This is a genomic window from Lysobacter antibioticus (genome assembly GCF_000731095.1).
In the GTDB taxonomy this organism is placed as follows: Bacteria; Pseudomonadota; Gammaproteobacteria; order Xanthomonadales; family Xanthomonadaceae; genus Lysobacter; species Lysobacter antibioticus_B.
Map to the genome: position 1 here is coordinate 33,507 of NZ_JMTZ01000086.1, position 16,570 is coordinate 50,076.

Here is a 16,570-nt window from a genome sequence, read left to right on the forward strand (position 1 = left end):
ATCCAGGCCAAGGCGCGCCGCAACCATTGATTGCGATCGGTAGTTCCGTTTGAAGTTCTCATGGTTCATCCGTGCCAGTCAGCCGTTGCAGCTGAAACCTTCGATGCGGGCAACCTTGTCCGCTTTCCGTCGCAATCTTTCTTCGTATGAAATGTGCTTTGCAAGCCTTCGAAATACGGCAGGAAACGAAGGGTGAATTGAATTCGTTGAATATGAATGCGTAGATGGCACATCCATCGGCGCTCAACGGTCGGCCGTCGATAGCTGTCGATGGCGAGAAAACAGAAGCGGCCGATCGATAATCACCGATCGATGTACGACCACATCGCAGGCATCCTCGCCGCCACGCAGGCAAAAAAAACCGGGCCCGCGAACGGGCCCGGTCTGGATAACGCTTCAGCCTGCGATGGTTACGGAGTGACGGTCAAGGCCACCCGCAACGCCACCTTCGGCCGCACCGGATCGTCGCTGGCCACGCAGACATAACCCACGTGTCCGCCCGGCGCGAGGCCGGCGGTGTTGATGCGCACGCGATTGGCGATCGTGCCGTGTCCCGGCACGGTGCCGAAGGCGCGCGTCGGCGCACCGATCCACGGCGCACCGCAAGCGCTCAGGCCCTGGATGTCGTAGGCCAGCCCGGCGAAACCGGCACCGGCCAACCAGGTGCCGACACCGCTCGCGTTCGGCGCGATGGTGCGGAACTGGCTGTCGCCGCTGTTGGAGGCGAACCAGACCCAGCGGTTGGCGAAGCTGGTACGCGCATTCACCACCAGCCAGTAGCGGCCCGGAGCGAGTTCGACGTTCTGCCCGGCCGCGACCAGGTCCAGCGCGATGTTGGCGCCGTCCAGGGTCACGCCCACGCCGTTCGGCGCGGAGGTGTAGCTCCACACCGCACTGCCGGCCAACGGGTTGCTGCTGGGATTACCGCCGTTGTCGGCATACACGCTCCAGCTGATGTTGGTCGCCGTGCTCGCCAGGGACGCACCGCTGGACACGAAGCCTTCCGAGAACAGCTTGGACAGGCGGGTGGTGTCGGTCAGGGTGAAATCGTCGCTGGAGAACTGCGCCGGCAGACCGCCGGCCGAGGCCGGGTCGGTGTAGATCGTGCTGCGGAAGCCGCTGGCGACGCCTTCGCTGCTGGCGTTGACGACGGTGCGCGATGCCGAACCGGTGTTGTCGACCTGGAACTCCAGCGGCGAGGCGCTGGTGTTGCCGATGCTGAAGTCGGCGAAACCGCGGCTGCCGGCCCTCAGGCTCAGCGACACTTGTTCCGGGCTCAACGCGATCGCCGGCGGCGGCACCGAGATCGCGATCGGCAGATGCAGATCGGGCGATGCGCGGGTCAACATCGGCTTGAGGTCGAGCTGACCGAAGTGCCAGCTTCCGTCCTTGGCGAAGCCCTTGCTCAGCACGATCACGTGCACCGTCGTGCTCTGCCCGGGCGCGGACAGGAACACCGGCGGGAAGGCGATGCCGTCGAGTCCCTTCACCTGCGCCAGCCACAACTCCGGCTTGCCCTGGGCATGGCGGAAGACGCGCTTGAACGTGCACGAGCCATAGCACTCACGCTTGTCCAGGCTGGCCAGGTTGAGCTTGGAGACGTCGCCGCCGGTGGCCGGATCGGCCGCCAGGAAGTTCGCCGTGGTTTCGTTGAGCACCAGGCCCGAGCGCAAGGCGCGATCGACCTGGATGCGGCCCGCTCCCTTGGCGAAGGCGTCGGCCGGGGTGACTTCGTCTTCTTTGAAGACCTCTTCCTTCGAGGTCATCATCAAGGCCGACTTGATCTCGTGCGAGGTCCAATCGGGCTTGGCCTGGCGCAACAGCGCGGCGGCGCCGGCCTGATGCGGCGAGGCCATCGAGGTGCCGCTGAGCAGGCCGACGATGTTCTCGCTGCCGGTCAGGGTGGTGCCGGAAATCACCGCGAGTATGTTGACGCCGGGTGCGGTGACGTCGGGCTTGATCAGATCCAGGCCGTCGGTCGGTCCGCGCGAGCTGAAACCTGCGAGCACATCGGGCGTGTTCGGAATCGGCGTCGGCGGGAAGTTGATCCCGCCGGTCGTCGTATTGCCGTTGCCGGTGGCGAAATTACGCAAGGCATCGCTGTCGGTCTGCGCGGCGAGGAAGGTCGGGATCGTCGTGCCCGGGACGCTGGGCGAGGTGGCGCCCGGCTGGTTATTGGCGATCACCACCGCGACCGCACCCGCGGCGGCTGCGTTGTTGACCTTGACAGTGAAGTTGCAGGTGCCGCGACGCACCACCGCGACCGCATTCTGGAAGGTGGCGGCCGGGAACGCGGCGCAACCGTCGGCGGCGGTATCGATGCCGGCGCTGACGCGGACCGGCGTGGTCGGCGGCAAGGACGTGGTGAACGCCGCGCCGGACGAGCCTTCGGTCAGTACCACCGCCTGCAACGCCGGCGGCACGGCGCCGGGGCCGGTCACCTGCAGCAGATAGGCGAAGGTGCCGCGGCCGTGCTGGGAAGCGGCGGTCGTCGAGGTCCACGGTTCCTGGTGGCCGAGCGTGTTCGGGCCGGGGCCGCTGTTGCCGGCCGAGGTGGCGATGTAGATGCCGGCATCGGCCGCGTTGAGGAAGGCCAGCGACACCGCTTCGCCCCACGGCGAGGCGCCGCCGCCGATCGAGTAATTGATCACGTCGACGCCGTCGGCGATCGCCTGGTCGACCGCGGCCACCGCCGAGGTGTTGGGGCATTGGCCTTGGTTGGTCGCGATGATCGTGTAGCAGATGTCGTAGGCGATGATGTTGGCGTGCGGTGCGACGCCGGAAATACGGATGTTGCGGCCCTTGTAATTCGCGGTCCAGGCGTTGCCGGCCGCGGTCGACGCGGTGTGGCTGCCGTGGCTGTTGGTGTCGCCGAAACCGGGCTCTTCGCGCAGGCCCGCAACGCCGCAGGTGTTGCCGGGCGGCCCGCAGACGAAGTCGTAACCGCCGATCAGCTTGTCGTTGCAACGGCCTTCGTCGACGCCGCCGGGGGCACAGGTGCCGAGGTAGTTGCCGCTGCCGTTGGGATTGATGTGCTGATAGCCGGTATCGTCGACCGCGGCGAACGCCGGGCTGCCGAAGTTGATGCCGGTATCGAGCACGCCGACCACCACGCCTTCGCCGCGGAACTGAGTCGGGCTGGCGTTCCACAACGCCGGCGCGCCGATCAGCTGCGGGCCGACGTCGGTCGCCAGCGGATACTCGCGGTATTCCTCGACCAGTTCGACGCCGGGCAACTTGGCGATGCGCGCGGCTTCGTTCTGGGTCATGCGGGTGACCACGCCGTTGACGGCGTGATGCATGCGGCGCTCGATCGCGAGCGGACGACCGATCAACGAACTGATGCCGCGCTCGTGATCGCGCTGCACGGTGTCGAGATGGCGTACGTAGCTGCGCGCTTGCGCGCTGTGTACGTCGATGCGATTGCCGTCCGCGCTGTTGGCGGCAGCGCTGTTCGCGTTCTGCGCGCCGGCCAGGCGTTGCGGCGCGGGCAGGCCCGCGACTTCGCCGTGGTAGGTGCTGAGCGGCGCTTCCTTGTACAACACGATGTAACGGCTGGTCTGGGTTTCCAGGCCGTTATGGATACGATTCGGCGATGGTGCGCCGCCGATCGCGCCGGCATCGGCCGGGCTGTCGTTCGAGAGACCGCGGATCGCGGCCCCCGCGAGCGCCGCCAGCCCGACCAGGCTGATGGCGATCGTCAATCGGTTCAGTGCAGTTGGCATGAGAGATCTCCTCGTCCGTTCGCGAAGAAACCGCCCCACGCCTGCCCCCTCAGGCATGTCGCGGTTCGAATTCAGGAAGGTAAAGATCGTCGGCGACGAACGGCGGCCCTGCTCCGTGCCCGCAGCCCCCCAGCGCCCTTCCAAGCGCCGGAACTACCGCAAACGCAACGAGGCGTTGCCTCCCCTCCCAAGCCAGCAGCCTGCTGGAGGCTCGAACGTTGCGGCGTGATGAGTAACACATTTTCGATGCGCCCACAGATGCTTTTTCGGCATGTTGCAGTGCTGAAACCTCAGTTCCGGGGCAGGCGCGGACGTGCGGCCGATGCCGGCCAGCGATGGCAGCGAGGCCGAGCGAACCTGCGAGCCCTCGGCGAGGTTGCCGCTAACGACGACGGCGCCCGGTGGGGCGCCGTCGTTTTGTTGCGCCGCGGCAGAGTCGCGGTATTCACCTTGCATCGCAGCACGAGCCGCGAGTGAGGCGCGCTGCGGTGCGGCCTCAGGGCGTCACGGTCAACTCCACGCGCAAGGCCGAGTTGGGGCGCTCGGGATCGTCGCTGGAGACGCAGACATAACCGACGTAGTGCCCAGGGGCGAGACCGTTGCTGACGATGGTGACGTCGTGGTCGTCGCCATTGCCGATTCCGACTTGGCCGCTGCCCAAGTTGGTGAGTATCCAGCTCGCTCCGCAGGTATGCCGCGTCTCGACGCTCCAGGCCAGTCCGGTCCCGCCGGGCCCGGGCAAGCCATTTCTCCAGTTGTAGAAACCCAGACGCATGGCGCGATAGCCGTTGCTCCCGGCCAAGTTCGATTGCAGCCAGATCCACTGCGTGGCTTGCGCCGTGCGCACGTAAGGCACCAACCAATACCGTCCAGGCGCCAGGTCGAGCGTTTGATTGGCCGCAGCGAGATCCAAGCCGATATCGCCCCCCTTGAGACGCAGACCGGGCGCGGTCATCGAAGCGGTGGAGAAATTCCAGACCGCCGGTGGATTGCCGACCGTCATCGGGTGTCCGGATGGGTTGCCGTTGAAATCCGGATACACGCTCCACCCCAACATCATGGCCACGTTCGCCAACGGCGAGCCGCCGCTATTCGCGCCTCGCACGAGCATTTTGCCGATGCGCGTGGTTTCGGTGAGGGTGAAATCCTCGGCGGCGAAGGCCGCCGGCGGATTGAGGTTGGGATCGGTGAAGATCGTGCTCACGTCTCCATACGCGATAGGCGAGGCGCTGGTGTCCACCAGCGTACGCAGTGCGGTGCCACCGAGCTGGAACTGATACAGCAAGGACGAGCCGCCACGATTTTCGACACGGAACGGCACGGTCGCGTTGCTGCCCGCGGCCACGGTCAACGATACCTGCGCCGGATTGAACGCGATCGCCGGCGGCGGCACCGCGATCGCAATCGGCAAACGCAGAACGGCCTGGGTACTGCCGCTGCCGGAGCTGAGTTCCAAGCGGCCGTGGCGCCACGAGTTGTCTTTCGGCACGCCGCTGCTGTCGATGGTGACGAGCACCGCCTGGCTTGCGCCGGGCGTCAGCGTGAACTGGGTCGGCGCGATCGAGCCGGGAAAGCCATGCAGCACCAGGTTCCAGGTCTGTGCGTTCGCCGAGGTATTGCGGAAAACCCGGGTGAAGCTGCAACTGTCGGGACACTTCGCCTGCGCCAGGCTCGCCAGGTTCAAGTTCGCCGGGTCGCCGCCGTTGGCCGGATTGGCCGCGCGGAAGTTCGCCGCGGTTTCGTCGAGCACCAGGCCGGCGCTCCAGGCCTGATCGACGCGAATGCGGCCGGCACCGATCGCATGCGCATTGCCGGGCGTGTACTCGTCGGGCAGGAACACCTCGGGCTTGGCGGTCATCATCAAGGCCGACTTGAGCTCGGCCGCGCTCCATTGAGGCCGTGCCTGACGCAGCAACGCCGCCGCGCCGGCATTGTGCGCGGCCGCGATCGACGTGCCGTTCGCCAACGCGACCGCGGACTCGCTGCCGCTGATCGCCGTGCCCGACGTCGCCGCCAGCACCAGCACGCCGGGTGCGGTCAGGTCGGGCTTGAGCACGGAGAAACGGCCGGCCGGCCCGCGGCCGCTGCTGCCGGCCAACACGTCGGGCGTGTTCGGGATCGGCGTCGCCGGATAGCCGATGCCGGCGGTCGCCGAGGCCTGGGCCATGGCGAAATCGCGCAACTGCGTGCCATCGGCGGCGGAAACGTGGAAGGCCGGGATGGTCGTGCCTGGATAGGTCGGCGCGAACGTGCCCGGCACGTTGTTGGCCATCACCACCGCGACCGCACCGGCGGCAGCGGCGTTGTTGACCTTGATCGAGAAGGTGCAGGTGCCACGGCGCATGATCGCAATCGCGCCCTGGAACGTCCCGCTTGGGAATGCACTGCAACCATCGGACCCGGTGTTGATGCCCGGACTCGCACGCAACGGCGTGCTCGCGTCTATCGCCGCAGTCAGCGCTACACCGGTACTGCTTTCGCCCAGGACGATCGTCTGCACCGCCGCCGGCACCGGTGCGGGCCCGGTGACCTGCAGCAAGGAAGCGAACTCGCCGCGCCCATGCTGCGCGGCCGCGGTCGTCGCGACCCAGGGTTCGAGATGCTCGACCTTGCCCGCCTCCGAGCCCAGGTTGCCTGCCGGCACCGCCACATAGATGCCGGCTTCGGTGGCGTTGAGCAAAGCCAAGGACACCGCTTCGCCCCAAGGTTCGAGACCGCCGGTGATCGACAGGTTGAGCACGTCGACGATGCCGTCGGCCACGGCCTGGTCGACCGCCGCGACGACCGACACGCTCGGGCAATAGCCCTGCCCGGTCGAGACCGCGCTGTAACAGGCGTCGTAAGCGATCAGGTTGGCGTGCGGAGCCACGCCAGAGATGGCGACGTCGCGGCCCTTGTACTGGACCGTGCGCGCATTGCCCGCGGCCACCGATGCCACCTGCGTGCCGTGGCCTTGGCTATCGCCGAAACCGGGCTCTTCGCGCACCGTCGAGATGCCGCAAAAATTGCCCGGCGCGCCGCAGACGAAATCGTACCCGCCGATCAGCTTGTCGTTGCAGCGCCCTTGGTCGACGCCGCCGGGAGCGCAGGAACCGAGATAATTGCCGCTGCCGAGCGGATTGACGTGTTGATGATTCGCCGCATCCACGCCGGCGAACGACGGGCTGCCGAAGTTGATGCCCGAGTCGATCATGCCGATCACCACGCCATCGCCCTGGAACGAGGTCGGGACGGCATTCCACAACGCCGGTGCGCCGAGCAACGCCGGTCCGGTGTCGCCGGCCTGGGCGTATTCGCGATACGGCTCGACCAGCAAGACTTCGGGGTGTTCCGCGACACGCGCAGCCTCGGCCGCGCTCAAGCGCACTACCGCACCATTGAGCGCGTGACGCAGGCGCCGCTCGACGTGCAGGCGGCGTCCGAGCGCACGGCCGATCTCGGCCTCGTGCTGCGCCTGCAGGCGCTCGAGGTGATCCAGATAGGCGCGTGCGCCATTGCCATGCACGTCCAACCGTCCGCGGCCGGCAGGGCCGGCCTGCTGTCGCGCCGGTGCCGGCAGATAACCCGACTGACCGCGATAGGCGCTCAGCGGCGCCTCGCGATAGACCACGAAGTAACGCACGGCGTCGCCGCCGCTGCCCGTACTCAAGCCCGGTGGCGGAGCGCCGCCAACCGGTCCCGAATTTCCTGCCTCCTCGCGCGACACCTTCATGGCCGCGAAAGCGAGCGCTGTCACCGCCGCCGCGGCTAGCGCCACGGCGATCGAAATCTGCTTCGACATCCTGTTGTCTCCCCGGGTGATGGGACGGTACGAGCGCACCGCCCGGCCGCGATGTTCGCATTGCGCCATGCGGATGTCCGCTGCGGCCGCGCGCATTGCGGTGGCTTGCAAAGGCACAACCAAGCTGCGCCCGACCGGCCGCCGAGGCTGCGATGCCGGGACCCGCCCGGAAGCCTGCGTGCCTAAAAAAAGCGGCGCCCTCACGAGCGCCGCCCAGAACTTGCCGCTTTTTGAAATCGCGCTTCAACGATCGGACATGAACTGCCCTGGGTTACGCGACAACAATGCGAACCGCCTTACCAGCCGAAGCCGACGCCCACGCCCGCCGAGCTTTCCGAATCGCTGAACGCACCGCCGACGGTCACCGTGGCGCGGTCGCTGATCGCGCGCTGATAGCCGATCGACAAGGCCTGCTCGCCGCCCTGGAAACCGGCGCCGACCGCGATGCGGTTCTGGGTGCGCAGGCCGGCCGCGCTGGCCGACATCTGCACCATCGCCGAAGTCATCGCGCCCAGCTTGTCGATGCGTTCGTCCTGCTTGTTGAAACGCCAGTTCATGTCGTCGCGCAGTTCGTTGATCGCCGCGGTCGGCGCCGCCAGCATCTGGTTCATGCGCGCATCGGTGTAGGTGTTGGCGCTGCGCAGCGTCTGCGCATCGCCGGCCTGCACCTGGGCGACGTTGGCCGCATCGGTCGGCGCGGTGCCGGTGGCGACGTTGGACACGCGCGTGCCGCCACCGCCCTGCAGAGTGACCTGTGCCTTCGAAGCGTCGTCATAGGTCACCGACGAAGCCACGCCGGCGCCGACCCGCGTGTAGAGATCGGTCAAACGGCCGTCGACCGCGGAGAAGGCCGCGCCGACGTCGTTGTAGTTGCCGCCCTGGATTACATAGGTCGGCGGCGTGAACACGCCGCCGGCGAAGCTCGCGCCGCCGCCGAAGGCGCCGCTCAGGGTGTTGAGCTGCGAAAGGTTCACCGCATCGGTGTCCTGGGTCGCGGCGGCGACGTTGACCAATTGCCGCTCGCTGCCGGCGGCGCCGAAGGACACGCTGTTGGCGCGGTCGGCGATGGAATCGCTGCCGAGCGCGACCGAGCCGACGGCCGACGCCGAGCTGTTGGCGCCCAACGCGGTGGCGTTGTCGACGCTGGCCGAACTGCCGGCACCGCTGGCGGTGGAGAAGCGTCCGCCGGCCGTGCTGGCCGAGCCGCTCGCGGTGGAGAACTCGCCGGCCGCGGTGGCGCTGTCGCCGATCGCGCTGCTGTTGGCGGCCGAAGCGGTCGCGCCGGTGCCGACTGCGGTGCTCTGGTCGCCCGCGGCGGTGGTGCCCGCGCCGACCGCAACCGCGCCGACCGCGCTGGCGGTCGCGCCGGCGCCGGTGGCCACGGCGAAGTCGCCGTCGGCGCTGGCGCCCTGACCGCAAGCGATGGCGCTGCCGCCGGCGGCGGTGGCGCCGCCGGTGGTGGTGCCGCCGAAGCCGTCGTCGAGCACGCAGGGCTCGCCGGCCCAGACGGTTGTGCAAGCCAGCGAAAGAGCGGCAGCGAGAAGAGTCTTGTGCGAAATGTTCAAACTGTCCCCCAGTAGGATGTCGTGCGCCGCCGCGGATCCGTGCATCGGCGCGGCGGTGGAAAGAGGCATCGACGCGGACCGCACAAGCGGCCGCGCCGGGTTTTGAGGTGCCGGACCCGAATGCGGGTCCGGCACCCGGAGCGTCACGGCGAGGGCGTGACCGTCAGGGCCACCCGCAGCGCCGCCTTGGGACGCAACGGATCGTTGCTGGCCACGCAGACATAGCCGGAGTAGCTGCCCGGCGCGAGGCCGGCGGCGCTGATCTGCACCTGCGTGTCGACGTTGGCGCCGACCGCGAGGCGGCCGAACGCGCGCGACGGCGCGCCGATCCAGGTGGCGCCGCAGGCGTTGGCGCCCTGCAGCTGATAGGCCATGCCGGGCGCACCGGCCGTCGCCGTCCAGGCACCGCTGCCGTCGGGGACAATGATCGCGCCGCGGTAGATGTTGTCGCCGCTGGTGGCGTTGAACCAGAACCAACCGGTCGCCAAAGGCGCGCGCACCGATACCACCAGCCAGTAGCGACCGGCCGGCAGATTGACGTTCTGACCGGCGGTGGCGAGGTTGAGGTTGATGGTGGCGAAGCCCGAGGTCGACACGCCGGCGCCGTTCACCGTGGAGGTGTGGCTCCACACTGCCAACTGCGGCGTCGATTCCGGATTGCCTTCGGGGTTGCCGTCGACGTCGCGGAAGATCGACCAGTTGATGTTGGTCGAAGTCGCCAGAGAACCGCCGTTGACGAAACCATCGGCGACGATCCGGGTGATACCGGTCGCATCGCTGAGGGTGAAGTCATCCGCCGACAGCTGCGCGCGCGCGCCGACCGTGGCCGCGTCGGTAAAGCGAGTGGAACGGCGGCCATTGGCGTTGTTCGGCAACTGCGCGACCAGCGTGCGTCCACCGCTGCCGGTATTGTCGATCTGCCAATCCAGGTTGGAACCGCCGATGTTGCCGAGGCGGAAGGTCACGTTGCCGCTGCTGCCTTGGGCGAGGCTCAGCGCGGTGGCCGGAGTGGCATCCAGACGCGGCGGTTGCACCGCGACCGCGATCGGCAGGCGCAACAGCGGTTGGCTGGTGTCGCCGCCGGACGGCGTCAGCACCAACTTGCCGAAGTTGAAGTTGCCGTTCGAGGGCAAGGAACTGGTGCTGACCGTGATCTTGACCGTCTTGCTCTCGCCCGGATTGAGCGTGAACAGCGAGGGCGAGACCAGTGCGCTCAAGCCCTGCACCTTGCCGGTCCAGGTCTGCCGGGTCGACAGCACGTTACGGAAGGTGCGGGTGAACGAGCACGAACCGGCGCAGCTGAACTTGGCCATGCTGGCCAGGTTCAGCGCCGAGACCTCGCCGCCGCCGGCCGGATTGGCCGCACGGTAGTTAGCGGTGGTCTCGTTGAGCACCAGACCGGCGCGGATCGCTTGCTCCAGTTGCAGGCGGCCGGCGCCCATCGCGTGCGCATCGGCCTGAGTGACGCCGTCCTCCTTCAGCACTTCCTGTTTGGCAGTCATCATCAGCGCCGACTTGACCTCGGCCACGGTCCAGTTCGGACGTGCCTGGCGCACCAGCGCGGCGGCGCCGGCATGGTGCGGCGAGGCCATCGAAGTACCGCTGATCAGGCCGACCAGGTTCTCGCTGCCGCTGATCGCCGTGCCCGCGGTGACGGCCAGGATATCCACACCCGGCGCGGTGATTTCGGGCTTGATCACATCCAGGGTGCCGGCCGGGCCGCGCGAGCTGAAACCGGCGAGCTGGTCGGGCGTGTTGTTGACGATCACCGACGGGAACGGAATGGCGCCGACGCTGGTGTTGGCGTTGGCATTGGCGAAGTCGCGCAGCAGGTTGCTGTCGGCCTGGCTGGCGACGAAGGCCGGAACGGTCGCGCCGGTCACCGTCGGGGTCAGCCCCGTAACTTGGTTGTTGGCGATGACCACCGCCACCGCACCCGCGGCCGCGGCGTTGGCGACCTTGTCGCTGAAGTTGCAGGTGCCGCGGCGGACTACCGCGACCGAGTTCTGGAAGGTATTGGCCGGGAATGCGGCGCAACCGTCGTTGGCGGTATCGATGCCGGCGCTCACGCGCACCGGCGTGTTGGCCGGAATGGCGACGGTGAACGGCGTGCCGCCGCTGCCTTCGGTCAGTTCGATCGCCTGCAGGTCGTCGGGCACGCTGCCCGGGCCGGACAGCGACAGCACCCATGCGAAGGTGCCGCGGCCGTGCTGCGAAGCGGCGGTGGTGGCGACCCATGGTTCCAGGTGGCCGGAACTGTAAGACCCCGGGCCGTCGTTGCCCGCAGCGGCGGCAACGTAGATACCGGCATCGGTGGCGTTGAGGAACGACAACGAGGTCGCTTCGCTCCACGGATTGGAACCGCCGCCGATGGAGTAGTTGATGACGTCGACCACGCCGTCGGCGATGGCCTGGTCGATCGAACGCACCGTGGCGGTGTTCGGGCACAGGCCGCGGCCGGTAGAAATCTGGGTGTAGCAGGCGTCGTAGGCGATGATGTTCGCGCGCGGCGCGACGCCGGAAATGCGGATGTTGTGGCCGCGGTAGCTCGCGGTCCAGGCGTTGCCGGCCGCGGTCGAGGCGACGTGGCTGCCGTGGCTGTTGGTGTCGCCGAAGCCGGGCTCTTCGCGGATGTCGGCCACGCCGCACTGGTTGCCCGGCGCGTTGCAGACGAAATCGTAACCGCCGATCAACTTGTCGTTGCAACGGCCTTCGTCGACGCCGCCGGGGGCGCAACTGCCCAGGTAGGTGCCGGCGCCGAGCGGGTTGACGTGCCGATAGCCGCTGTCGTCGATCGCGGCGAAGGCCGGGCTGCCGAAGTTGATGCCCGAGTCGATGATGCCGACCACCATGCCCTCGCCACGGAACCCGGTCGGAGCGGCGTTCCACAGCGCCGGCGCACCGATCAGCGCAGGGCCGACGTCGGTGGCCTGCTCGTATTCCTTGTACGGCTCGACGAAGCGCACTTCGTCGAGTTGGGCGAGGCGATCGGCCTCGCGCGGGGTGAGCTGGGTGACCATGCCGTTGAGGGCGTGGCGCATGCGGAAGTCGATGCGCGGGCTGCGTCCGAGCAGGCCGCGGATGCGCTGCTCGTGCTGGGCCTGGACATCGCCCAGATGCTGCACGTAGCCGCGCGCCGCCGCGCTTTGGACGTCGATGCGTCCATTGCCGGCGACCGTGCTCGGCAGGCGCTTGGGCGCCGGCAAACCGCGCACTTCGCCCTTGTAGCTGCCCAACGGCGCCTCGCGGTAAACCACGATATAGCGCTGATAACCGTCCAGCGCTGCCTCGCTCGGCAGCGACGGCGGCGGTGCGCCGCCGATCGGCCCGCTCGGGCCGGCATCGCGGCCCGACATCAGCGCGCTCGCCCCCGCGACGGCGGCAACCGCGGCGATCGCCGCCGCAATGGAAGTCCTCTTCATCACTTTCCGCATTCCCCTAGCCCCTCTTTGCTGACGCATGCGCTAAGCGCAACGCCTGGCCAACGCGACCGGCATTGCGCACTCGTGTAGGGGAAGGTGGATCCGTCGCGGCGCCGGCGTGGACACGGCCCAGGTGCTGCGTTGTTCCTTCCCCCTGAAGTCACAACGCAGGCGGAACGGGATCCCCCCACCCGCGTCACACTTTATTTGTGGAATAACCTTGCCAGTCTTGGCGAAACCGGCCGAACGATGGCCGCCGAAACCCTTGCCCGCGGGCTTGGAATCAGGTAGCCGCGCGCCACGGCCGCAACTGCCCGCCGCGGTAGACGATCAGATACACCGCCACCACCCAGGCGGTGGCGACCGCCCAGCCGGCGAGGATGTCGGAGGGGAAATGCACGCCGAGGTAGAGGCGCGAGAAACCGACCAGGGGCACGAAGGCCGCCATGATCGCCAGCACCGGCCAGCGCCAGCGCGTGTTCCAGCTCAACAGGATCAAGGTCGCCGCGAGCGTCATCGAGCCCATCGCGTGGCCGCTGGGGAAACTGTAGTTGTGCTCGGGCGCGATCGACTCCCACAGCGACGGCCGCTCGCGGGCGAAGAACTGCTTGGCGGCGATGTTGAGCAGGGCCGAGCCACCGAGGGCGAGCGCGGCGAAACTGCCTTCGCGGAAACGGCGGCGCGCGATGAGCGCGGCCACCAGGGCGATGTCGAACGGCACCACGCCGTGAAGGTAGCCGATCCGGGAGATCAGCACGAAGAACTTGTCGTAGCCCTCGCGCGCCAGGCCGTGGGCGTATTCGAGGATGGGTACGTCGAAGACGATCGCTTCCTGCTCGTGGATCTCGTCGGCGAGTTCGGCGAAGCCCCACAGCGGCATCAGCAGACCGATGAAGACCAGCAGCAACAGCCAGCCGTGTCGACGCAGCAGCGCGGCGCCGAAGCGCGCTTCCTGCTGGAGGGTGTCGCCGCCCTCTCGGGCGGCGACGCTGGACTCAGACGCCTGCGGCGCGGGCGCCATAATTGCGCTCGACGTAGGTGTCGATCAGGGCGACGAATTCGGTGGCGATGTTCTCGCCGCGCAGGGTCACGGTCTTCTGGCCGTCTTCGAACACCGGCGCCGACGGCGCTTCGCCCGTGCCCGGCAGCGAAATGCCGATATTGGCGTGACGCGATTCGCCCGGGCCGTTGACGATGCAGCCCATCACCGCCAGGGTGAGGTTTTCCGCGCCCGGATGGGTGATCTTCCACTCCGGCATTTTGGCGCGCACGTGTTCCTGCACCTTCTGCGCGAGTTCCTGGAAGAAAGTGCTGGTGGTGCGGCCGCAACCCGGGCAGGCGGTGACCATCGGCGTGAACGCGCGCAGGCCCATGGTCTGCAGCAGTTCCTGGGCGACGATGACTTCGTTGCTGCGGGCCTGGCCCGGTTCGGGCGTCAGCGAAATGCGGATGGTGTCGCCGATGCCTTCCTGCAGCAGCACGCCGAGCGCGGCGCTGGACGCGACGATGCCCTTGCTGCCGATACCGGCCTCGGTCAGGCCCAGGTGCAGGGCGTGGTTGCTGCGGTTGGCGAGTTCGCGATACACCGCGATCAGTTCCTGCACGCCGCTGACCTTGGCGCTGAGGACGATGCGTTCGGCCGCCAGGCCGAGCTCGACCGCACGCGCGGCCGAGTCCAGCGCCGAACGGATCAGCGCCTCGCGCAACACGCGGCCGGCGTCCCAGGGCTCGGCGCGCTCATGGTTTTCGTCCATCAGCTTCGCCGCCAGGGCCTGGTCGAGCGAGCCCCAGTTGGCGCCGATACGCACCGGCTTGCCGTGTTTGATCGCCAGCTCGATCAGAGTGGCGAACTGGCTGTCCTTCTTCTTGCCGAAACCGACGTTACCCGGGTTGATGCGGTACTTGGCCAGGGCCTCGGCGCAGGCCGGCTCGGCGGTCATCAACTGATGGCCGTTGTAGTGGAAGTCGCCGATGATCGGCACCTCGATCCCCATCATCGCCAGCTTGTCGACGATGCGCGGCACCGCCGCGGCCGCTTCAGCGGTGTTGACGGTCACCCGCACCATCTCCGAGCCCGCTCGCCACAGTTCGGCGACCTGCTTGGTGGTCGAGGCCACGTCGGCGGTATCGGTGTTGGTCATCGACTGCACCACCACCGGGGCGCCGCCGCCGACTTCGACGCCGCCGACCTTGACCGTACGGGTCAGACGGCGCGGGAGGGGGCCAAAACCGGAATGAGCGCAGGGCAGGACGAGGTCTGAATTCATGCCCGCCATTGTAGCGCCGAGGGCCGGACTTACGTGTCGCGCAGGTGAAGCGCGGTTCGATGAACGGCCCCGCGCAAGGGCCGAAGCCGCGGACCGGCGCTGAGACCGGGCCGGCCCATCGCGATACTATCGGCGCCTGTGCCCGTCGGCGCCCCTTGCGGCGCCATGCCGTCGCTCCCGCCTGCCGCCGTCTCTCCAGTCTCTTCCATGCCCCCCAGCGACCCCGATCACGTCCTGACGCCAAGCCAGCTCAATACGCTGGCGCGCAACCTGCTCGAGGACACCTTCCCGCTGATCTGGGTCGAAGGCGAACTCGGCAACCTGTCGCGGCCGTCCTCCGGGCATCTGTACATGACCCTGAAGGACGCGCGCGCCCAGGTCCGCTGCGCGATGTTCAAGCCCAAGAGCAGTTGGCTGAAGTTCGTCCCGCGCGAAGGCCTGCGGGTGTTGGCGCGCGGCCGGCTGACCCTGTACGAAGCGCGCGGCGACTACCAGCTCGTGCTCGACCATATGGAAGAGGCAGGCGAAGGCGCCTTGCGGCGCGCGTTCGAGGAACTCAAGGCGCGGCTAAGCGCCGAAGGCCTGTTCGACGCCGAACGCAAGCGCGAGCTGCCCCGCTTCCCCTCGCGCATCGCCGTGATCACCTCGCCGAGCGGCGCCGCGGTACGCGACGTGCTGAGCGTATTGGCCCGGCGTTTTCCACTGGTCGAAGCCGAGGTGTTGCCGGTGCCGGTGCAGGGCGATACCGCGGCGGCGCAGATCGTCGCCATGCTGCAACGCGCCCTGGCCTCGCAACGCTACGACGTGATCGTGCTGGCCCGCGGCGGCGGCTCGCTGGAGGACCTGTGGGCGTTCAACGACGAACGCCTGGCACGCGCGATCGCCGCGTCCGAAGTGCCGGTGGTCTCGGCGATCGGCCACGAGACCGATTTCACCCTCGCCGATTTCGCCGCCGACGTGCGCGCACCGACGCCTTCGGTGGCGGCCGAGCTGCTGGTGCCGCAGCGCGAAGACCTGCTGCACCGCGTGCGCGTGCTGGAGGCGCGGCTGCGCAATCTGCAATTGCAGCGCCTGCGTCAGGCCATGCAACGCGCCGACCGCGCCGGCCTGCGCCTCAACGCCTTGCGCCCGCAGGCGCGACTGGCGGCCCTGCGCGTCCGTCAACAGGACGCGCTGCGCCGCCTCGAACAGGCCTGGCGCCGCCAGCTCGAACGCGAACGCGCGCGCCTGCGCCACGCCGACGCCGTGCTGCGTGCGCACCAACCGCAGCGGCGCATCGCGCGCTTGCGCGAACGCCTCAGCGCCCTCGCCCACCGCCCGCAGGCGGCGATCGCCCGGCGCCTGCGCAGCGACGCCCTGCGCCTGCGCGGCCTGGCGCGCTCGCTCGAAGCCTGCAGCCCCTTGGCCACCGTAGCCCGCGGCTATGCCATCGTCCAACACGAAGACGGCCGCGTCGTGCGCAGCGTGCTCGACGCCGCCCCCGGCGACCGCCTCAACGCGCGGGTCAGCGACGGACAATTGCGCCTGGTAGTGGAAGCGCCGGTCGGCGCCGACGGCGAGCGCGGGTAACCGAAGCACCCGACCCGATCGCGGCCTGTAGCGTTTCTACGTAGTCTGCGGCCGGTGACGGTGCGAACGGAATCATCACGGTCGCGGCTCGCGCCGCTCCTACCCGGAAGCAGGTTGCCGTTGCCGTTGCCGTTGCCGTTGCCGTTGCCACATGAGCTTGGCGCAGTATCGAACTTGCGAGAACGCCTGGAGACCCGGAGGGCGCCGCACAGGACGTGCGGCGTTTTTCGATAGGACAAGG

At 68.3% G+C, this 16,570-nt stretch carries 7 protein-coding genes; 1 reads left to right on the forward strand and 6 read right to left on the reverse strand.

Translation table 11 applies throughout. The annotated features are described in order from the left end of the window. Positions 1-410 precede the first annotated feature (410 nt). The 6 genes from EX88_RS0120195 to ispG form a co-directional block, all read right to left on the reverse strand. Entirely contained in the window at positions 411-3,725 is a 3,315-nt protein-coding gene (locus EX88_RS0120195) for a S8 family serine peptidase (RefSeq protein WP_031373788.1), read from the reverse strand. A 496-nt stretch (positions 3,726-4,221) separates the two neighbouring features. After that, entirely contained in the window at positions 4,222-7,506 is a 3,285-nt protein-coding gene (locus EX88_RS0120200; RefSeq protein WP_031373789.1) for a S8 family serine peptidase, read from the reverse strand. Between the two features lie 296 nt (positions 7,507-7,802). Continuing rightward, complete coding sequence (locus EX88_RS0120205; protein WP_235186370.1) at positions 7,803-9,071, reverse strand: YadA-like family protein; 1,269 nt, start codon at positions 9,069-9,071, stop codon at positions 7,803-7,805. A 143-nt stretch (positions 9,072-9,214) separates the two neighbouring features. After that, a complete protein-coding gene (locus tag EX88_RS0120210) occupies positions 9,215-12,505 on the reverse strand; it encodes a S8 family serine peptidase (protein WP_081931283.1) in 3,291 nt (1,096 codons plus the stop codon). Positions 12,506-12,776: 271 nt separating this feature from the next. After that, complete coding sequence (locus EX88_RS0120215; protein WP_081931285.1) at positions 12,777-13,514, reverse strand: phosphatase PAP2 family protein; 738 nt, start codon at positions 13,512-13,514, stop codon at positions 12,777-12,779. Next, positions 13,489-14,760 carry a flavodoxin-dependent (E)-4-hydroxy-3-methylbut-2-enyl-diphosphate synthase gene (gene ispG / locus EX88_RS0120220; RefSeq protein WP_036149614.1) on the reverse strand — a complete coding sequence of 424 codons (1,272 nt, stop codon included), beginning with the start codon at positions 14,758-14,760 and terminating at the stop codon, positions 13,489-13,491. The genes EX88_RS0120215 and ispG overlap by 26 nt, the downstream gene beginning before the upstream one ends. A gap of 207 nt (positions 14,761-14,967) precedes the next feature. Here ispG and xseA point away from each other — a divergent pair, with 207 nt between their 5' ends. Then, entirely contained in the window at positions 14,968-16,329 is a 1,362-nt protein-coding gene (gene xseA, locus EX88_RS0120225; RefSeq protein ID WP_031373794.1) for an exodeoxyribonuclease VII large subunit, read from the forward strand. The last annotated feature ends 241 nt before the right edge of the window (positions 16,330-16,570 follow it).

Excerpts from the sequence above, each read along its gene's own strand:
- EX88_RS0120195 (WP_031373788.1), bottom strand. The coding sequence starts at position 3,725 with ATGCCAACTGCACTGAACCGATTGACGATCGCCATCAGCCTGGTCGGG.
- EX88_RS0120200 (WP_031373789.1), bottom strand. The coding sequence starts at position 7,506 with ATGTCGAAGCAGATTTCGATCGCCGTGGCGCTAGCCGCGGCGGCGGTG.
- EX88_RS0120210 (WP_081931283.1), bottom strand. The coding sequence starts at position 12,505 with ATGCGGAAAGTGATGAAGAGGACTTCCATTGCGGCGGCGATCGCCGCG.
- EX88_RS0120215 (WP_081931285.1), bottom strand. The coding sequence starts at position 13,514 with ATGGCGCCCGCGCCGCAGGCGTCTGAGTCCAGCGTCGCCGCCCGAGAG.
- ispG (WP_036149614.1), bottom strand. The coding sequence starts at position 14,760 with ATGAATTCAGACCTCGTCCTGCCCTGCGCTCATTCCGGTTTTGGCCCC.
- xseA (WP_031373794.1), top strand. The coding sequence starts at position 14,968 with ATGCCCCCCAGCGACCCCGATCACGTCCTGACGCCAAGCCAGCTCAAT.